Source organism: Parasphingomonas caseinilytica (assembly GCF_036663755.1).
Taxonomy (GTDB): domain Bacteria; phylum Pseudomonadota; class Alphaproteobacteria; order Sphingomonadales; family Sphingomonadaceae; genus Sphingomonas.
Genome location: NZ_JAXOJL010000001.1, coordinates 206885 through 224999, shown reverse-complemented (window position 1 = coordinate 224999; position 18115 = coordinate 206885). Strand labels below are relative to the sequence as shown.

The 18115-nt window shown below is 64.1% G+C and carries 19 protein-coding genes; 13 read left to right on the top strand and 6 right to left on the bottom strand.

Annotation, left to right across the window (positions count from 1 at the left end):
• Positions 1-70 precede the first annotated feature (70 nt).
• The 6 genes from zwf to U1738_RS00920 all read left to right on the top strand — a co-directional run bounded on the left by zwf (position 71) and on the right by U1738_RS00920 (position 6188).
• Positions 71-1534, top strand: a complete 1464-nt coding sequence (gene zwf / locus U1738_RS00945) for a glucose-6-phosphate dehydrogenase (RefSeq protein ID WP_332787163.1) — start codon at positions 71-73, stop codon at positions 1532-1534.
• A 127-nt stretch (positions 1535-1661) separates the two neighbouring features.
• Positions 1662-2375 (top strand): 6-phosphogluconolactonase, encoded by a 714-nt coding sequence (pgl, locus tag U1738_RS00940; protein WP_332787162.1) that lies wholly within the window; start codon positions 1662-1664, stop codon positions 2373-2375.
• Complete coding sequence (gene edd, locus U1738_RS00935; RefSeq protein ID WP_443026961.1) at positions 2372-4198, top strand: phosphogluconate dehydratase; 1827 nt, start codon at positions 2372-2374, stop codon at positions 4196-4198. Before pgl ends, edd begins: the two co-directional genes overlap by 4 nt.
• Positions 4199-4207: 9 nt before the next feature.
• Entirely contained in the window at positions 4208-5176 is a 969-nt protein-coding gene (glk, locus tag U1738_RS00930) for a glucokinase (protein ID WP_332787160.1), read from the top strand.
• Positions 5173-5781, top strand: coding sequence for a bifunctional 4-hydroxy-2-oxoglutarate aldolase/2-dehydro-3-deoxy-phosphogluconate aldolase (eda, locus tag U1738_RS00925; protein ID WP_332787159.1), 609 nt, complete (start codon positions 5173-5175; stop codon positions 5779-5781). The genes glk and eda overlap by 4 nt, the downstream gene beginning before the upstream one ends.
• A 23-nt stretch (positions 5782-5804) precedes the next feature.
• Positions 5805-6188, top strand: coding sequence for an STAS/SEC14 domain-containing protein (locus U1738_RS00920; RefSeq protein ID WP_332787158.1), 384 nt, complete (start codon positions 5805-5807; stop codon positions 6186-6188).
• A 141-nt stretch (positions 6189-6329) separates the two neighbouring features.
• Here the strand turns inward: U1738_RS00920 and mltG are convergent, their stop codons facing one another.
• The 5 genes from mltG to fabD all read right to left on the bottom strand — a co-directional run bounded on the left by mltG (position 6330) and on the right by fabD (position 10947).
• Positions 6330-7298 (bottom strand): endolytic transglycosylase MltG, encoded by a 969-nt coding sequence (gene mltG / locus U1738_RS00915; RefSeq protein WP_332787157.1) that lies wholly within the window; start codon positions 7296-7298, stop codon positions 6330-6332.
• A 124-nt stretch (positions 7299-7422) separates the two neighbouring features.
• Positions 7423-8682, bottom strand: a complete 1260-nt coding sequence (gene fabF / locus U1738_RS00910) for a beta-ketoacyl-ACP synthase II (RefSeq protein ID WP_332787156.1) — start codon at positions 8680-8682, stop codon at positions 7423-7425.
• A 136-nt stretch (positions 8683-8818) separates the two neighbouring features.
• Complete coding sequence (locus U1738_RS00905; protein WP_034158361.1) at positions 8819-9055, bottom strand: acyl carrier protein; 237 nt, start codon at positions 9053-9055, stop codon at positions 8819-8821.
• An 87-nt stretch (positions 9056-9142) separates the two neighbouring features.
• On the bottom strand, positions 9143-9880 hold the full coding sequence (fabG, locus tag U1738_RS00900; protein ID WP_332787155.1) for a 3-oxoacyl-[acyl-carrier-protein] reductase: 738 nt from the start codon (positions 9878-9880) through the stop codon (positions 9143-9145).
• Positions 9881-10011: 131 nt separating this feature from the next.
• On the bottom strand, positions 10012-10947 hold the full coding sequence (gene fabD / locus U1738_RS00895) for an ACP S-malonyltransferase (RefSeq protein ID WP_332787154.1): 936 nt from the start codon (positions 10945-10947) through the stop codon (positions 10012-10014).
• Between the two features lie 170 nt (positions 10948-11117).
• On the opposite strand from fabD, the gene U1738_RS00890 reads away from it, so the two are divergent.
• From U1738_RS00890 to U1738_RS00860, 7 genes are all read left to right on the top strand, one after another.
• Positions 11118-11477 (top strand): RcnB family protein, encoded by a 360-nt coding sequence (locus U1738_RS00890; protein WP_332787153.1) that lies wholly within the window; start codon positions 11118-11120, stop codon positions 11475-11477.
• Positions 11478-11748: 271 nt separating this feature from the next.
• Positions 11749-12843, top strand: a complete 1095-nt coding sequence (locus tag U1738_RS00885) for a M4 family metallopeptidase (RefSeq protein WP_332787152.1) — start codon at positions 11749-11751, stop codon at positions 12841-12843.
• On the top strand, positions 12767-13204 hold the full coding sequence (locus U1738_RS00880) for a protealysin inhibitor emfourin (protein ID WP_332787151.1): 438 nt from the start codon (positions 12767-12769) through the stop codon (positions 13202-13204). The genes U1738_RS00885 and U1738_RS00880 overlap by 77 nt, the downstream gene beginning before the upstream one ends.
• Positions 13205-13357: 153 nt before the next feature.
• Positions 13358-13783 carry a 30S ribosomal protein S6 gene (gene rpsF, locus U1738_RS00875; protein ID WP_332787150.1) on the top strand — a complete coding sequence of 142 codons (426 nt, stop codon included), beginning with the start codon at positions 13358-13360 and terminating at the stop codon, positions 13781-13783.
• Positions 13784-13797: 14 nt separating this feature from the next.
• On the top strand, positions 13798-14022 hold the full coding sequence (gene rpsR, locus U1738_RS00870; RefSeq protein WP_034158365.1) for a 30S ribosomal protein S18: 225 nt from the start codon (positions 13798-13800) through the stop codon (positions 14020-14022).
• Positions 14023-14035: 13 nt separating this feature from the next.
• Complete coding sequence (gene rplI / locus U1738_RS00865) at positions 14036-14647, top strand: 50S ribosomal protein L9 (RefSeq protein ID WP_332787149.1); 612 nt, start codon at positions 14036-14038, stop codon at positions 14645-14647.
• Between the two features lie 443 nt (positions 14648-15090).
• A complete protein-coding gene (locus U1738_RS00860; protein WP_332787148.1) occupies positions 15091-16200 on the top strand; it encodes a 2OG-Fe(II) oxygenase in 1110 nt (369 codons plus the stop codon).
• Positions 16201-16210: 10 nt separating this feature from the next.
• Here U1738_RS00860 and mutL read toward each other — a convergent pair whose 3' ends face one another.
• The gene (gene mutL / locus U1738_RS00855; protein ID WP_332787147.1) at positions 16211-18007 is read right to left on the bottom strand and encodes a DNA mismatch repair endonuclease MutL; all 1797 of its coding nucleotides are present in this window, start codon (positions 18005-18007) and stop codon (positions 16211-16213) included.
• Positions 18008-18115 lie beyond the last annotated feature (108 nt).

Below are 18115 nucleotides of genomic sequence, written 5' to 3'. Positions count from 1 at the left end.
GCACACGTATTCCAATTGTCCCCGCCCCACGCCGCCGCTACGGCACCGGCGACGCAAGAATGAGGTCGACATGACGCGCAATCCGGTGGCCAAGCTGCTTCTGTTCGGTGCAACCGGCGATCTGGCGCAGCGCATGCTGTTGCCGTCGCTTTACGGCCTGCATGCCGACGGATTGCTGCCCGATGGTCTGACGATCACCGGCACCGCGCGCTCCGATCATGACGATGCGAGCTATCGCAAGTTCGCCAAGGCGGCTCTGGATGAGTTCCTGCCGGCCGATCGCAAGGACGAGAAGGCGGTCAAGTCGTTCCTTGAACGGCTCGGTTATCAGGCGCTCGATGCGACCGACATGGCGCATTACAAAGATCTGTCGGCCAAGGTCGGCGATGTCGCGGGCGGACTCGCGATCTTCCTGTCGACCGCGCCGTCGCTGTTCGAACCGGTCATCAAGGGGCTGGAATCCGCTGGGCTCGCCGGGCCGACGGTGCGCATCGGGCTGGAAAAGCCGCTGGGCTACGATCTGGCGAGCAGCCGCGAGATCAACGACACCGTCGCATCCGCCTTCCCTGAAGAGCGGACGTTCCGCATCGATCATTATCTCGGCAAGGAGACGGTGCAGAACATCCTAGCCTTGCGCTTCGGCAACAGCTTCTTCGAACCCGTGTGGAACGCGCGCGGGATCGACAACGTGCAGATTACCATTGCCGAGACGGTCGGGCTGGAGGATCGCGCGGGCTATTACGAGACTGCCGGCGCGCTGCGCGACATGGTGACGAACCATATGCTCCAGCTGCTGGCGCTGATCGCGATGGAGCCTCCTGCCCGCTTCGACGGCACCGCGGTGCGCGACGAGAAGGCCAAGGTGTTCCGTTCGCTGCGCAAGATGACGCCGGAGGAAGTTCCGCATCTGACGGTCACCGGCCAATATGGCGAGGGTGCGGTCGGCGGTGAGATCGTCAAGAGCTATCAGGACGAACTCGGCAAGCCCTCGAACACCGAGACGTTCGTGGCGATCAAGGCGCGTGTCGACAATTGGCGCTGGCAGGGCGTGCCGTTCTACATCCGCACCGGCAAGCGCCTGCCCGTACGCCGCAGCGAGATCGCGATCCAGTTCAAACCGGTGCCGCATTCGATGTTCGCCGGGCGCGGCGGACTGCTGCAGCCCAACGTGCTGATCATCCGCCTGCAGCCGGAGGAATACGTCCAGTTGCTGGTGATGGCCAAGGAGCCGGGTCTCGACCGCGACGGCATCCGCCTGCGCGAAGTGCCGTTGAATTTGAGCATGGACGCGGCCTTTGCGGGCGCGCGGCGACGGATCGCTTATGAGCGGTTGCTGCTGGATCTGATCGAGGGCGACCCCACCTTGTTCGTGCGCCGTGACGAGGTCGAGGCGCAATGGGAATGGACCGACGCGATCCGCGCCGGCTGGGACGCCAATGGCGTGAAGCCGAAAAGCTATGGCTCGGGCACCTGGGGTCCGTCGGCCGCGATCGCCTTGACCGAGCGCGACGGCGTGACCTGGCAGGATGATTGAACGCGAGAAACAATAGTCCCTCATCCGTCACCCCGGACTTGTTCCGGGGTCCACCGTGCCACACGCGCGTTGGAATGGCGGATGAGTGGACCCCGGAACAAGTCCGGGGTGACGAAATGGAGTTATCATGAGCGACGAACACGAAATCGAATGGTGGGATTACGAAGATGCCGAGGAGATGGCCGCGGCCGTCGCCGGTGACATCGCCTTCGTCATCGAAAGCGCGATCGATGCGCGCGGTGCTGCGGTCATCGCGCTGTCGGGCGGCAAGACGCCGATCCCGATCTACGCCAAGCTGGCCGAGACGAAGCTCGACTGGAAGCGCGTCACGATCATCCCGACCGACGAGCGCATCGTGCCGCTCGGCGATCCACTGTCCAACGTAACGATGATCGCCAAGACCTTCCTGCCCAAGGGCGCCCGGGTGATGCCGATCGTCAGCGACAAGGCCGCCGACTACAAGGCCGCCGGTCGTTCCGCTGACGCGCTGATGCAGGATCTGCACTGGCCGCTCGACCTGTGTCTGCTCGGCGTCGGTGCCGACGGCCATACCGCATCGATCTTCCCCGGTGCCGATTTCGAGGAAGCGATTGCCGGCCCGAACGAGCGCCGCGCACTTGGCGTCATGCCCGACCCGTTGCCGCCCGAGGCACCGGTCGCCCGCATCACGCTCAGCCGCGCCGCGATCGTCTCGGCCAAGGCGCTGATGATCGCCGTCACCGGCGACGCCAAGCGCAAGGTGATCGAAGATGCGATCAAACAGGGCCCCTCGTCGAAATACCCGATCGGGCGCGTGCTGGCCGATGCCGAACTGCCCGTGGACATCCACTGGAGCGAATGACGATGACCGCGCTGCATGCCGAAATCGGGGCCGTAACCGATCGCATCGTCACGCGATCGAAGCCGACGCGTGACGCGTATCTGGCGCTGATCCGGCATGAGCGCGATCATGGCCTCGAACGCCCGTCGCTCGGCTGCGCGAACCTGGCGCACGGCTATGCCGGGACGGACGAGGACCGCGACGTCATGAAGCCGGGCCAGGCCATGAACATCGGCATCGTCACCGCGTATAACGACATGCTCTCGGCCCATGCGGTCTATTATCGCTATCCCGAACAAATGAAGGTCTGGGCGCGCGAGGCCGGCGTCACCGCGCAGGTCGCGGGCGGCGTGCCGGCGATGTGCGACGGGGTGACGCAGGGTTATCCCGGCATGGAACTCTCGCTGTTCAGCCGCGACACGATCGCGATGAGCACCGGCATCGCCCTCAGCCACGGCCTGTTCGAGGGCGCGGCGTTGCTCGGCATCTGTGACAAGATCGTGCCGGGCCTGCTGATGGGCGCGCTGCGCTTCGGCCATCTGCCGATGCTGCTGATCCCCGGCGGCCCGATGCGCACCGGCCTCGCCAACAAGGAAAAGGCCGCGGTGCGCGAGCGATACGCGACCGGCGATGCCAGCCGCGAGGAACTGCTCGAGGCGGAGATCGCCGCCTATCACGGCAAGGGCACCTGCACGTTCTTCGGCACGGCCAATTCCAATCAGATGATGATGGAGATGATGGGGCTCCACATCCCCGGCTCGGCCTTCGCCAATCCGGGCACGAAGCTGCGGCAGGAACTTACCCGCGCCGCCGTTCACCGCATCGCCAAAATCGGCGCGGCGGGCGACGATTACCGCCCGATCGGCCAGTGCGTCGACGAACGCGCGATCGTCAATGCCGCGATCGGCCTGCTCGCCACCGGCGGATCGACCAACCACCTGATCCACCTGCCTGCCATCGCCGCCTGTGCCGGGATCGTGATCGACTGGGAGGATTTTGATCGCCTGTCGAAGATCGTGCCGCTGATCGCGCGGGTCTATCCCAACGGATCGGCCGACGTGAACCAGTTCGAGGACGCCGGCGGCATGCCGTACGTGATCCGCGAACTACTCTCCGCCGGGCTGATGCATGGCGACGTGCTGACCGCCGGCGGTGAGACGATGGCCGATTTCGGCACCAAGCCCGAGATGCAGGGCGATACGCTCGCCTGGGCCGATCCCGGCGCGAGCAAGGACGAGAGCATCGTCCGCCCCGCCACCGCGCCCTTCTCGGCCGAGGGCGGCTTCCGCATCCTCGCCGGCAATCTCGGCCGCGCCTGCATCAAGGTCAGCGCCGTGGAGCGCGATCGGTGGACGATCGAGGCCCCGGCGCGCGTATTCTCGACCCAGCAGGAAGTGCAGGATGCGTTTAAGGCCGGCGAACTCGATCGCGACGTCGTGGTCGTCGTCCGCTTCCAGGGGCCACGCGCCAACGGTATGCCGGAATTGCACAAGCTTACGCCGCCGCTGGGCGTCCTCCAGAACAAGGGCTTTCGTGTGGCACTCGTCACCGACGGCCGCATGTCGGGCGCGAGTGGCAAGGTGCCCTGCGCGATCCATTCCAGCCCCGAAGCGCTTGGCGGGGGTCCCCTGGGCAAAGTGCGTGACGGCGACATCATCCGCCTGAGCGCGGAAACCGGCGAACTGGTCGCCCTGGTCGATCCGGCGGAATGGGCGGCACGCGATTTCGCCCCGGCCCCCGCGCCCGCAATCGGCATGGGCCGCGAAATGTTCGCACTGATGCGCACCACCGCAAACGAGGCGGAACGCGGCGGATCGGCGATGCTCGCGGCGATGGGCTGGTAAGGGATGATGATGCAGGTCGTAGCAGTCGATCTCGGCGGAACGCATGCCCGCTTCGCCATCGCCGAGGTCGCGGACGGCCGCGTCGTCTCGCTCGGTGAGCCGGTGACGCTCAAGACTGCCGACTATGCCAGCCTGCAGACCGCGTGGCAGGCTTTCGGCGCGCAAGCCGGGCAGCCCCTGCCCCGCGCCGCCGCCATTGCGGTCGCCTCGCCGATCGGCGGCGAGGTAATCAAGATGACCAACAATCCCTGGATCATCCGCCCGGCGCTGATCCCCGATCGGTTGCAGGTCGATACGTTCAGCCTGATCAACGATTTCGGTGCGGTCGGCCATGCCGTAGCCCAGGCGCGCGCCGAGGATTTCCTGCATCTCGCTGGCCCAGACGAGCCCTTCCCCGACACCGGCGTGCTCACGGTGTGCGGCCCCGGCACCGGCCTCGGCGTCGCACAGGTGCTCAATACCGATCATGGCTATCACGTCCTGCCCACAGAGGGCGGGCACGTGGATTACGCCCCACTCGACGGGATCGAGGACGCCTTCGTCAAGCATCTGCGCAAGACCTACACCCGCGTATCTTCCGAGCGGATCGTCTCCGGCCCCGGCATCGTCGCGATCTATGAAACGCTCGCCGATATCGAGGGCCGCGCGGTGCAGCGGCTCGACGACAAGACGATCTGGGGGCTGGCGTTGGAGGGCAAGGACAGTCTGGCGCTCGCCGCGCTCGACCGTTTCTGCCTCAGCCTGGGCGCGGTGGCAGGCGATCTGGCGCTGGCGCACGGCGCGAACGGCGTGGTGATCGCAGGCGGGCTCGGCCTGCGCCTGAAGGATCATTTCACCCGCTCCGGCTTCGCGCAGCGCTTCGCCGCCAAGGGGCGGTTCCAGACCATGATGGCGGCGATCCCCGTCAAGCTCATCATCCATCCGCAGCCCGGCCTCTACGGTGCCGCCGCTGCCTTCGCGCAGGAGCACAGCCGATGACCGGCATCGAACAGATCATGCGGACCAGCGCCGTCATCCCCATCTTGGTGATCGACGACATCGCCACCGCCCGGCCGCTCGCCGAGGCTTTGGTGGCCGGCGGCCTGCGCGTGCTCGAGGTGACGCTGCGCACCCCCTGCGCGCTGGAGGCGATGCAGGAAATGAAGAAGGTGCCCGGCGCGATCGTCGGTGCGGGCACGGTGGTGGACACCGATCAGTTCGCGCAGGTTATGGAGGCCGGCGCCGAATTCATCGTCTCGCCCGGCCTGACCGAGCGGCTGGCGACGCCGATCATCGACAGCGGCGTGCCGTTCCTGCCCGGCATCGCCAATGCCGGCGACATCATGCGCGGGCTGGATCTCGGGCTGACGCACTTCAAATTCTTCCCGGCCGAAGCGAGCGGCGGGCTGAAAGCGCTCAAGGCGTTGGCCGCGCCCTTCTATCAGGCGAAGTTCTGCCCCACCGGCGGCATCAGCGAAGCGACCGCGCCGGACTGGCTGGCATTCGGCCCCGTCCTGTGCGTCGGCGGAAGCTGGGTGATCGGTGGAACGATGGCCGAGGTCGAGGCCAAGGCGCGCGCGGCGGCGGCACTAGGCGGAAATTAACCGAACGGCGCTAAGCGCCGACGATGTTCGAAATTCGCTTCGACGATCAGGCGGGCATCTTGCACCTGCGGCTGGAAGGCCATTGGACCGCCGCGACGTTCGCGCATTTCACCGCCACCCTGCTGTATCACGTGACGAAATTGCGGCTGGCAAGCCGTCGTTATGCGGTGCTGAGCGATGCGAGCGCTTTCGCGGTTCAGACCCCAGCGATCGCATCGGCCTTCGATCGCGTGATGAGCCACGACAAGGCAAAGCGCGCCCGCGCCGTCGCGATCGTGGTCGGATCGATGCTGAACCGGTTGCAGGTCAAACGCACGATCGACGCGCCGAACCTGCGTGTGTTCGACACGCGCGAAGAGGCGTTAGAGTGGTTGACCGGAATGATGGCGATCCCGGAAGCAGCGTAATCCTCCCCGGCAGGGGGAGGTGGCGCGCGCAGCGCGACGGAGGGGGTGGGCCGGCAACGCAACGCTTGAGGAGAGCCCCTTCCACCACCCGACTGAAGAACCCGGGAGGTCCCCCTCCCCGGCACGGGGAGGAACTAAAGATCACATCTCGCCGCGCGACCGCCTGATCGCATACCATTTCTGCACGTTCGCATTGTGATGTTCCAGCGTATCCGCGAACACATGCCCGCCCGTCCCGTCGGCCACGAAATACAGCGCGTTCGACTGCGCCGGATCGAGCACCGCATCGATGCTCGCCCGCCCTGGATTGGCGATCGGTCCAGCCGGCAGGCCGACCATCGCGTAGGTGTTGTAGCCGTTTACCGCCCTCACTTCGGAGCGCAGGATGCGACGGCCGAGCGGGCGGCCCTTGGTCAGCGGATAGATGATCGTGGGATCGGCCTGCAACATCATCCCGCGCTTCAGCCGGTTGGAATAGACCGCCGCGACGGTGCGTCGCTCCGAAGGCTTGCCGGTTTCCTTTTCGACGATCGAGGCAAGGATCAGCGCCTCGCGCGGAGTTTTCACCGCGATGCCGGGTTTGCGCTTGGCCCATGCCTCGGCGAGATAGTCGGTCATCGCGCGCTGCATGCGATCGATCATGAAAGCGCGCGCATAGCCGCGCTGGAAACTGTAGCTGTCGGGCAGGATCGTTCCCTCTACCGGCACGGCGATCTCGCCGGTCATCCCGTCCGCCTTCATCACCGCGTCGCGCACCATCACCGAAGGATAGCCCTCGGGAATGGTGACGAAGCGCTGCAATGTCTTGCCGCCTTGCAGCAGCTTCAGGATATCCGACTGGCTGAGATGCGCCGGCAAGCGATACTCGCCCGCCTTGATGCCCTGCCCGCCACCAAACACGCGGGCCAGCAGGCGGAAACGGCTGGCAGACGTGATCGCCCCGGCCTTCTCCAGTTGCTCGGCGGCGCCCGCCAGGCTGGTGCCGGGTGCGATCTGGATCGAGATGTTGCGTGTCGACGGTCCGGCATGACCCCATTGCTGCATGACCACGAACCCGCCGGCGAGCGCGGCGAGGACGATGATGAGAATGAGGCAGCCAAACTTTCTCATTATGGCGCGTCCCCGGCGAAGGCCGGGGCCCAGTCGCGAAGGTGGATGTAACGAAGCGCGGCATCAACCAACGAACTGCTCCCGACTGGGCCCCGGCTTACGCCGGGGAAGCAACACAAGAAGATCAAATCGCCTTCATCACCAGCGAAGCATTGGTCCCGCCGAAGCCGAACGAATTGTTCAGCACCGCCTTCACCTTCCGCTCCTTGGCCTTGTGCGGCACGAGATCGACACCGACGCAATTTTCGCTCGGATTGTCGAGGTTGAGCGTCGGCGGAACGATCTGATCGCGCATCGCCAGGATGCAGAAGATGCTTTCCACCGCGCCCGCGCCGCCGAGCAGATGCCCGATCGCCGATTTGGTCGAGGACATCGACAGCGTGCCGATGTTGCTGCCGAACAGGCGGCGCACCGCGTTCAGTTCCAGCTCGTCGCCAAGCGGCGTCGAAGTGCCGTGCGCGTTGATGTAATCGATATCCGACAATTGCAGCCCGGACTTGCGCATCGCCATTTCCATCGACCGGAACGCACCCGATCCTTCCGGATGCGGCGCCGTCACGTGATAGGCATCGCCCGACAGACCGTAACCGATCACCTCGGCATAGATCTTCGCGCCGCGCGCCTTGGCGTGTTCGTATTCCTCGAGGCAGACGACACCCGCGCCCTCACCCATCACGAACCCGTCGCGATCCTTGTCATAGGGGCGACTGCCGCGTTCCGGCGTGTCGTTGAAATTGGTGCTGAGCGCGCGTGCCTGCGCGAAACCGGCGATGCCCAACGGGCAGATCGCGCCTTCGGCACCGCCCGCGAGCATCACATCGGCATCGTCCATCGCGATCATCCGTGCGGCATCTCCGATCGAATGCGCACCGGTCGAACAGGCCGTGACGACCGCATGGTTCGGTCCCATCAGGCCGTATTTGATCTGCACCTGACCGGTGATCAGGTTGATCAGCCGGCCGTGCACGAAATGCGGCGAAACACGGCTCGGCCCCTTTTCGTGCAGCACGATCGATTCGCTGGCGATGCCCGGAAGTCCGCCGATGCCGGCACCGATCGAGCAGCCGGCGCGATATTTCTGCTCTTCGGTCATGTCGAGCAGGCCGGCATCTTCCAGCGCCTGGCCGGCCGCATCGATGCCGTAGATGATGAACGGATCGACCTGCCGCTGAACCTTGTGGTCCACGCGCTTGTTCGGATCGAAGCCATATGCGTGATCCGCCGGCTTCACCTCGCAGGCGATGCGGCACTTATACTCGCTCGCGTCGAAGCGCGTGATCACGTCCGCGCCGGATTTCGCGGCGATGATGTTCTTCCACGCCGTTTCGACATCTGCGCCGAGCGGGGTGACGAGGCCAAGTCCGGTTACGACAACACGGCGCATGGGTTGTTCTCCGTATCTCTTCAAATGCGAACGGCCCCCCGCCCCTGTGCGATATGCCGGGACGGGGAGCCGTTCATGTCTTCTCGGGTATCGAAGGGCGCGGGCCGCGCGATTGCGCGAAACCCATGCCCGCCGATCAGTCCTTATGCTCGTCGATGAAGGTGATCGCGTCCTTGACGGTCGTGATCTTCTCGGCGGCATCGTCGGGGATTTCGACGCCGAATTCTTCCTCGAACGCCATCACCAGCTCGACGATGTCGAGGCTGTCCGCACCGAGATCGTCGATGAAGCTCGCGTCTTCGGTGACCTTGTCTGCTTCGACGCCGAGATGCTCGACGACAATCTTCTTAACGCGGTCTGCGGTCTCGCTCATGGTATCGTCCCTCTATCGCTGGGGGTTTTTGGTAATTGCTGAACGCACGTAGAACGCGCTTGGTGCCTGCGCAAGGGGCTGGCGACCTCAGATCATCGCCATGCCGCCGTTGACGTGCAGCGTCTGCCCGGTGACGTAACCGGCTTCCCGGCTCGCCAGATAGACGACCGCGGCACCGATGTCAGCGCCCTCGCCCATCTTTCCGGCCGGAATGCGCGCGTTGAGCGCCTCCTTCTGCGCGTCTGGCAGCGCATCGGTCATCGGCGAGGTGATGAAGCCCGGCGCAACGCAATTGACGGTGATGCCGCGGCTGGCGAGTTCCTGCGCCAGCGCCTTGGACATGCCGACCAGACCGGCCTTGGAAGCGGCATAGTTCGCCTGCCCCGGATTGCCGGTCGTACCCACCACGGACGTGATCGAAACGATCCGCCCGAACCGCGCCTTCATCATCGGCCGCGCCGCCGCCCGCGCCAACCGGAACGCCGCCTCCAGATTAACGCGGATCACCATGTCCCACTCCTCGTCCTTCATCCGCATGACAAGATTATCGCGCGTAACCCCGGCATTGTTGACGACGATATCCAGCTTACCGAGGGCATCGACCGCCGAAGGCACCAGCGCATCGACGGCAGCGCCGTCGGACAAGTTGCACGGCAACGCGACATGATCCCCGCCCAGACTATCCCTGAACGCTTCCAGCTTGCCGAGATTGGACCCGGACACCACCAGCCGCGCCCCCCGCGCAGCCAACGCCTGCGCAACGGCGGACCCGATGCCGCCCGATGCGCCGGTGACGAGCGCGGTCATGCCTGTAAGGTCGAACATTAATTACTCCTGTTGATTTGGGTCACGCGAAGGCGCGAAGAAGCGATATCGACAACATCGGCAGCGATAGCTTCGATATCCTTCATCGCTTCGCCCCCCCTTTTTTCGCGCCTTCGCGTAAACGACCTGCTTCAGAGGCTCTTAACCAGCCCCTCGATATCGTCCATCGTGATCACACTCGTCGCCTCGACATCGGGCGCGATGCGTTTGACCATTGGGCTCAGCACCTTGCCGCCGAATTCCACGAACCGCTCCACGCCTGTCTCCGCCATCGCCAGCACCGATTCGCGCCAGCGGACCATGCCCGTCACCTGCTCCACCAGCAGCCGGCGGATCGTGTCGGGATCGCTGACCGCCGCCGCCGTGACGTTGGCGAACACCGGCACCAAAGGCGCGTCGATCCGCGCCTCGGCCAGCGCCTTTTCCATCGCATCGGCGGCTGGCTGCATCAGCGGGCAGTGAAATGGGGCTGAAACCGGCAGCAGCACCGCGCGCTTGGCACCCATGTCCTTCGCCATCGCGATCGCCCGCTCGATCGCGCCGCGCGCGCCGGAGATTACCACCTGCGACGGATCGTTGTCGTTCGCCACGGTGCACACCTCCCCCTCTGCAGCGGCCGCAGCGATCGCCTTGGCCTTTTCCACATCGGCACCAAGCAAAGCGGCCATCGCGCCCTCGCCCACCGGCACCGCCGCCTGCATCGCTTGCCCACGATGCTTGAGCAGGATCGCCGTCGTCGCGAGATCCAGCGCACCCGCCGCGCACAACGCCGTATATTCGCCGAGCGAATGTCCCGCGACATAATCAGCCTTGTCGGCCAGCCGCACGCCGCCTTCCTGTTCCAGCACGCGCAACGTGGCGATGGCATTCGCCATAATCGCCGGCTGCGCATTCTCGGTCAGCACCAGTTGATCCTCCGGCCCCTCGGTCATCAGGCGGAAGAGATGCTGGCCCAGCGCATCGTCGACCTCCTGGAACACCGCCTTGGCGACCGGGCTGGCGTCTGACAGTGCCTTGCCCATGCCGACGGCCTGGCTGCCTTGCCCGGGAAAGATGAATGCTCGCATGGGTTTCGCTCCGTGATCAGGCGCGCCGGACTAGCCAAGCGCGATCCCCCCGGCAAGCTTGCGACAATTTGCGACCATTTCGCCGCGAAGTTGGGACGGGGCTGCGACACCTGCCACCCATTTAGGGGAGGACGCCAAAGACGGCGCCGGGTTTTTCGGGAGTTAAAACCATGAAGAAGATGATCCTCGCAGCATTGGCCGCCACGGTCGCATTGTCGCCACTCGCCGCCACGGTCGCCGAAGCGCAGCAATATCAGCAGCGTCGCGACACCACGGTCGTGCGCCGCAACGGCGATGTCGTGCAGCGCACCGTCACCCGCCAGTCCGCCCCTCAGCATCGCAACTGGCGCAAGGGCGAGCGCTTCGACCGCCGCTATGCGCAGAACTATCGCCAGATCGACTATCGCCAGTATCGCGGCCTGCGCGCGCCCCCGCGCGGCTATCACTATGTCCGTTCGGGCAATGATGCGGTGCTCGTCGGCATCACCAGCGGCCTGATCGCCGCGGTCGTCGCCGGCGCGATCCGGTAAATCACCCGAATTGATATCTAACAGGTCACCGGCGACGCTACTCGGCGTTGCCGGTGATCGCATCGTCTTCAAAGTGCTAAAGCAACATCTTGCAAATATTCGATTATTCAATTAATTTCGTTTGAAATAAAAATATAATAATCCATCCATATTCGATGCGAATATATTAATTAAACAATTGACTCTTGTTCGCCGAATGAATTACAAAATAACATCATTCGCAATCATCAGTTAATTTATAGAACTATACGTTCTATGTGATTTAAATTGAGTGCAATTTTTCAGCAATAACAAAACAAGGTCGCCTCAAACAAGAAGAGATTTAAACATGGTTTGCTGTCACATCGTTCCGGAAGACATCCTGCGCAAACTCGCAAAGGATACCGAATTTTCCGATGCCACTCGAAAGGCGCTCGTCGATACCGCCGCCGTCGACAACAAACGCCGTCAGATACGGAGCATGCGGGCGGAAGTGTCGACCATGATCTCACTTCCCATCCCTTTCCCGATCCCGTTTCCCTTCCCGACCAAGCTGGTTCCTGTTTCGGTCTACACCTGCAACCACACCCAATCGCTGCCCGGTGCATTGATCAACAATCCGGGTACGTCGGCAGACCCGACAGCCAAGCACGTCTTCACCGAGACTCGCTCGCTGGCGAAATTCTATCAGTCGGTCTTCAAGCGCTATTCGATCGACAATGCCGGCATGGCGCTGTTGTCCTCGATTCACTACGGAAACCTCTACAACAACGCGTTCTGGAACGGCTCCCAGATGACGTACGGAGATGGCGACGGTCAGATTTTCCTCGACTTTTCGCGGGGTAACGACGTGATCGGACACGAACTGACCCACGGCGTGACCCAGCACACATTGCAGTTGGTCTATTCGAACGAACCAGGCGGCCTGAACGAAAGTCTGTCCGACTGCTTCGGATCGATGTTCCGCCAATGGGAAGCCGGCCAAACGGCAGCTCAGGCCGATTGGTTGATCGGCAAGGACATTATGGGGCCGGCGGCAGTCGCCAAGGGATTGACCTGCCTACGCGACATGGCAAATCCCGCCGCGAAGCATTGTTTGGCACCGCAACCCACGCAATATTCCCAGATCAAACCGGGTATGGATCCGCATTACAGCAGCGGGCCGCCCAATCTCGCTTTCTACACCGCCTGCATGAAGGCCGGGGGGAAAAGCTGGGAGACGATCGGACAGGTCTGGTACAAGTCGATGTCCGGCTTCGGTCCCAGTCCGAACCTCGGGATGAAGGACTTCGCCAATCGCACACGCACTGTTGCCGCGCAGCTATTTCCGGCTAAGCCTGCTGTTGCTGCTGCCGTGGATTACGGCTGGAAGCACGTCGGGCTGTAGCCCCCGGCGGCAATCTGCCGCGCACGACGGCAAGCAACACGACAGGCAAGACGTGCGCGGCCGGAATGGAGAGGCGATGGTGCTGACGATCGAACGCATCGGTGGCCTGGGGGGCTTCGGCCTGCCAGGATCGCGGATCAGAAGTCGCGGCACCATCTCGCTCGATGCGTTGTCGGTCGAAGATCGAGATCGCGTCATGGCGTTATTCGCGTCGCACGCTGCGTCTACGCCCGCCGGGCATCCCGATGGCTTCATATATCGCCTGACGCGGCGGACGGCGGCGGGCGACGAAACGGTCGAAGTGCCTGAATCCGCTGTCCCGCAAGTGTTGATCGCGGGAATCCACGACGAGATCGACTGAAGCGGTTGCGTTTTGCTCGTATGATTGTATGGACACCGTCGATCGGGGTGGAAGGCGCACGCTTTCTGCCCCGATCGTTATTTGAGTACGACAGCCGGAGGGGCGTCTCGCATGGTGCGGGCGTCAGCGATCGGCCAAGACGAAGGACAAGACATGGCTCTTTACGAGCATGTGTTCCTTGCGCGCCAGGATCTGGCACAGGCGCAAGTGGATGCACTGGCGGAAAACGCCACCAAGATCATCAACGATAACAACGGCCGGGTCGTGAAGACCGAGAGCTGGGGCCTGCGCAGCCTGGCGTACAAGATCGCCAAGAATCGCAAGGCGCATTACGTGATGCTCGAAATCGACGCCCCCGGCGACGTGGTCGCCGAGCTGGAGCGCCAGACCCAGATCAACGAAGACATCATTCGCTACATGACCGTCAAGGTCGAGGGCCATGAAGAGGGCCCGAGCGTCATGATGCGCAAGTCCGATCGTGACCGTGAGCGTCGCAGCGACCGTGAAGGCGGCCGTCCCGACCGTGGTGATCGCCCAGAGCGCTCCGAGCGCCCGCGTCGCGACTTCGACGGCGAATAAGGAGCATATAGACAATGGCACGCCCATTTTTCCGCCGCCGCAAGTCCTGCCCGTTTTCGGCCAAGGACGCCCCACGGATCGACTATAAGGATGTCCGGTTGCTGCAGGGCTTCGTGTCCGAGCGTGGCAAGATCGTCCCGAGCCGCATCACTTCGGTGAGCGGCAAGAAGCAGCGCGAACTCGCCCAGGCGATCAAGCGCGCGCGTCATCTGGGCCTGCTGCCCTACATCGTTAAGTAAGGGGGACAGACCCATGCAAGTCATCCTGCTGGAACGCGTCGAGAAGCTTGGGCAGATCGGCGACGTCGTCACCGTGAAGGACGGGTTCGCCCGCAACTTCCTGCTCCCGAACAAGAAGGCGCTACGTTCGAACGCGGCCAACCTCAAGGTGTTCGAGAAGAACCGCGAATCGATCGTGGCCGACAACGCGGCACGCCGCGGCGAGGCCGAGATCGAGGCGAAGTCGATCGACGGCATCACGCTCACGCTGATCCGTCAGTCGTCGAACACCGGCCAGCTGTACGGCTCGGTCGCGGTGCGCGATCTGCTCGAAGCGCTCGAAACCGAAGGCCATAAGGTCGCCAAGTCGGCAATCGTCCTCAACAAGCCGATCAAGGCGATCGGCGTGTACGAGGTGAAGGTCACGCTGCATCCGGAAGTCGCCGTGACCGTCAAGGTCAACGTCGCACGCTCGCCTGAAGAGGCCGAGATGCAGGCGCAGGGCGTCAACGTGATGGAGGCCATGTTCGAGAAGGACGAGGCCGGTTTCGTCGAAGCCTATGATCCCAACGCCGAGCCGGGCGCGACCGCCGAGGTCCAGTCCGACGCGCCAGCAACGGACGAAGCGACCACGACCGAAGGCTGAGGCTTTCGCTCTGTGTACTAGAAAGGCCGTCCGGAGCGATCCGGGCGGCCTTTTTGGTTTGTGGTTCGATCGATAACCGGAAAATAAAAGGGCCGCCCGGCACAAGTCCGGGCGGCCCTTTTCATACAATTTCCGCTTCCTGGAAGACAGAAAGCGGCAAGCTCAGATCACGGCACCGCCACACATGCGCCGACGACGGCGACCAGCGGGATCAGTGCGAAGATCAATGGGGCAATGCTCTTCATGTGGAATTCACTTCGTGATCTGAGGACCTGATCCCTAAATGCGCACCGGACCCAAAGGTTTCCAGTGGATGAACGGAAATATCGCTGCGACGTAGCGAACCTTTTCCAGGATGAACCGAATTGGGACAATATGTGCGGTTGAGCATGCGTCGCGCCAGCCGTCGGTTTCGTAAACATTGCCGCGCTACCATATCCGCCATGACCAGCGACGTGATTCGACAGCGGCCCCTCGATCCCGGCGAATCCGCGCCATGGTTCACGGCCCCCACGATCGGAGGACCGGATCAATGGACGTTCAGCGCGGCTGGCGGCAGGATCTGCCTAATGCTCTTTTACGGTTCCGCGGCCAACCCCGTCGCGCGTGCCGCGATCGACGCGGTGATCGCGCGGCGGGCAATGTTCGACGATATCGCCGCCAGCTTCTTCGGCGTGAGCATGGATGCGTCGGACGCGAGCCAGAACCGCGTCGGACAATCCATACCCGGCATTCGCCACTTCCTCGATATCGACGGCGCCGTGAGCGCTCTTTACGGCGCGCATACCGGCGTCGCGGACGGCACGATCCAGTATCAGCCGCATTTCGTACTCCTGGATCGGGCCATGCACACGATCGCATGTTTCAAGATCACCGAGCCCGAGGCAGCGCTCGACGCGGTCGTGCGCGCGATGGCCGACTTAGGGCAGAATTGGGCGCCGATACTGACCGTACCGCACGTCTTCGAACCCGAAATGTGCCGCCGGCTGATCGACCTCTACGATACAGCGGGCGGCGCACCATCCGGCTTCATGCGCGAGATCGAGGGCAAGACCTCCCTCATCATCGATCCCACCTTCAAGCGCCGTAACGATCACGAACTCGTCGATTCCGCCATGATCGACATCATACAGCAACGCCTTTCAACCCGCCTCGTCCCGGCGATCCGCCGCACCTTCCAGTTCGAGGCGACGCGGATCGAGCGCTATCTCGTTGCGTGCTACGACGCCGCCGATCGCGGCTGCTTCCAGCCACATCGTGACAACACCACGCGCGGCACCGCGCATCGCCGTTTCGCCGTCACGATCAACCTGAACGACGATTACGAGGGCGGCGACCTGCGCTTCCCCGAATTCGGGCCACGCACCTATCGCGCGCCGGTCGGCGGCGCGGTGGTGTTCTCCTGTTCGTTGCTGCACGAGGCGACGCCGGTCACGCGCGGGCGGCGCTACGCCTACCTGCCGTTCCTGTACGATGAAGCGGCCGCCAGGGTTCGCCAGGAGAACAGCCGCTTCCTCGCCGACAATTTGCCGGCCTACACCAACGCAAGGTGACGCAGGCCGCTCACTTCCGCCCGAACAGCTTCTCGATATCGCCATGCGCCAGCTTCACCCAGGTCGGGCGACCGTGATTGCACTGGCCGGAATGCGGGGTGACCTCCATCTCACGGAGCAGGGCATTCATCTCGACAACCGACAGCACGCGACCTGCCCGCACCGACCCATGGCATGCCATCGTGCCCGCGACCGCGTCGAGCCGCTCCCGTAGCGACAATGCCTCGTCGAACGCGGCCAGTTCGTCAGCGAGATCGGTGACGAGGCCGACAACGTCGCTCTGCCCGAGCAAAGCGGGCACGGCGCGAACGAGCATCGCGCGCGGGCCGAAGCGTTCGAGGTCGAGACCGAATTCGCTGAGTTCCGCCGCGCGCGCTTCGAGGCGATCGCAGGCCGGTTCGTCGAGTTCGATCACCTCGGCCAGCAGCAGCGCCTGGCTCGCGACGCCGCCCTCCGCCATCGCCTTGCGCATCCGTTCGAGCACGAGGCGTTCGTGCGCGGCGTGTTGATCGACCAATACGAGGCCGTCCGAGGCTTCGGCGACGATATAGGTCTTGGCGACCTGCCCTCGCGCCACACCGAGCGGGTGGGTGATCGTTTCCGGCGGCGGCGCGTATGAAGGTTCGGCGCGCGCCATCGGCGGCGCGATGAAGGTCGGGCGGCGGTCGCTTACATACATCCCCGCGAAGGCGGGAATCCCGCTGCCTTCCACGGGCGCGAAGAAGGAAGAAGCGGGATCCCCGCCTTCGCGGGGATGACCTTCGCTGGTCCAAGCCGCCATCGCATCCTCGCTCGGGCGCTGCACGCTGCGATGGCCCGCCTCGTCGAGCGCCCGGCGCAGCCCGCTGACGATCAGTCCACGCACCATCGCCGGTTCGCGGAAGCGCACTTCGGTTTTCGCCGGATGCACGTTCACGTCCACTGCGTCGTTCGGCACGTCGAGGAACAGGGCGACCATCGCGTGCCGGTCGCGCGGCATCATCTCGGCATACGCACCGCGGATCGCGCCGATCAGCAGACGATCCTTCACCGGCCGGCCGTTTACGAACAGATATTGGTGATCCGCAATGCCGCGATTAAACGTCGGCAGTCCCGCGATCCCGCCGAGCCGCAACCCCTCGCGCTCCAGATCCACAGGCACGCCGTTGTCGATCATGCCCTTGTCGGTCAGCGCCGCGACGCGCTGCGGCAGGCTATCGCCGCCCGCCACCTGCAGCGCGCGCCGCCCGTCATGCTCGACCGAGAAACCGATATCGGGCCGTGCCATCGCCAGTCGCTTCACCACATCGAGGCACGCGGCATATTCCGAGCGCGCAGACCGCAGGAACTTGCGCCGAGCCGGCACCCGCGCGAACAGTCCTTCGACCCGTACGCGCGTGCCCGGCGGCACCCCCGCCGGCCCTTCCGACACGACCATCCCGTTATCCACCACGCGCGCCCAGCCCCCGGCGGCCCCAGCATCGCCGCGCACCCGACTCTCCAGCGTCATCCGCGCGACGCTGGCGATCGAGGGTAACGCTTCGCCGCGAAAACCGAGCGTTGCGACGTTTTCGATAGCCTCATCCGGCAACTTCGATGTCGCATGGCGCTCCAGCGCCAGCGCCATGTCGGCAGGCGTCATGCCGCACCCGTCGTCGATCACTTCGATGCCGTCGATTCCCCCGCCCGACAGGCGTACATCGACTCGGGTCGCGCCCGCATCCACGGCGTTTTCGACCAGTTCCTTCAACGCGCTGGCTGGCCGTTCGACCACTTCACCGGCAGCGATACGATTGACGAGATGTTCGGGCAGGCGTCGTATTGACATGGGGGTTGCTCTAGACCAAGCGACGGCATCCCGCGACCCGGAACTGAACGGCAAACCTGAGCGTGGCACCCATGCTCAGGCCGCCGTTCCATAAGCCGTTTCGCAACC

What these genes read in the sequence shown, in the direction of transcription:
- edd (WP_443026961.1), top strand. Translation starts at nt 2,372, where the DNA reads ATGACGATGACCGCGCTGCATGCCGAAATCGGGGCCGTAACCGATCGC.
- U1738_RS00890 (WP_332787153.1), top strand. Translation starts at nt 11,118, where the DNA reads ATGAAGAAGATGATCCTCGCAGCATTGGCCGCCACGGTCGCATTGTCG.
- fabG (WP_332787155.1), bottom strand. Translation starts at nt 9,880, where the DNA reads ATGTTCGACCTTACAGGCATGACCGCGCTCGTCACCGGCGCATCGGGC.
- fabD (WP_332787154.1), bottom strand. Translation starts at nt 10,947, where the DNA reads ATGCGAGCATTCATCTTTCCCGGGCAAGGCAGCCAGGCCGTCGGCATG.
- pgl (WP_332787162.1), top strand. Translation starts at nt 1,662, where the DNA reads ATGAGCGACGAACACGAAATCGAATGGTGGGATTACGAAGATGCCGAG.
- glk (WP_332787160.1), top strand. Translation starts at nt 4,208, where the DNA reads ATGCAGGTCGTAGCAGTCGATCTCGGCGGAACGCATGCCCGCTTCGCC.
- rpsR (WP_034158365.1), top strand. Translation starts at nt 13,798, where the DNA reads ATGGCACGCCCATTTTTCCGCCGCCGCAAGTCCTGCCCGTTTTCGGCC.
- U1738_RS00860 (WP_332787148.1), top strand. Translation starts at nt 15,091, where the DNA reads ATGACCAGCGACGTGATTCGACAGCGGCCCCTCGATCCCGGCGAATCC.
- rplI (WP_332787149.1), top strand. Translation starts at nt 14,036, where the DNA reads ATGCAAGTCATCCTGCTGGAACGCGTCGAGAAGCTTGGGCAGATCGGC.
- zwf (WP_332787163.1), top strand. Translation starts at nt 71, where the DNA reads ATGACGCGCAATCCGGTGGCCAAGCTGCTTCTGTTCGGTGCAACCGGC.
- mltG (WP_332787157.1), bottom strand. Translation starts at nt 7,298, where the DNA reads ATGAGAAAGTTTGGCTGCCTCATTCTCATCATCGTCCTCGCCGCGCTC.
- mutL (WP_332787147.1), bottom strand. Translation starts at nt 18,007, where the DNA reads ATGTCAATACGACGCCTGCCCGAACATCTCGTCAATCGTATCGCTGCC.
- eda (WP_332787159.1), top strand. Translation starts at nt 5,173, where the DNA reads ATGACCGGCATCGAACAGATCATGCGGACCAGCGCCGTCATCCCCATC.
- U1738_RS00905 (WP_034158361.1), bottom strand. Translation starts at nt 9,055, where the DNA reads ATGAGCGAGACCGCAGACCGCGTTAAGAAGATTGTCGTCGAGCATCTC.
- rpsF (WP_332787150.1), top strand. Translation starts at nt 13,358, where the DNA reads ATGGCTCTTTACGAGCATGTGTTCCTTGCGCGCCAGGATCTGGCACAG.
- fabF (WP_332787156.1), bottom strand. Translation starts at nt 8,682, where the DNA reads ATGCGCCGTGTTGTCGTAACCGGACTTGGCCTCGTCACCCCGCTCGGC.
- U1738_RS00920 (WP_332787158.1), top strand. Translation starts at nt 5,805, where the DNA reads ATGTTCGAAATTCGCTTCGACGATCAGGCGGGCATCTTGCACCTGCGG.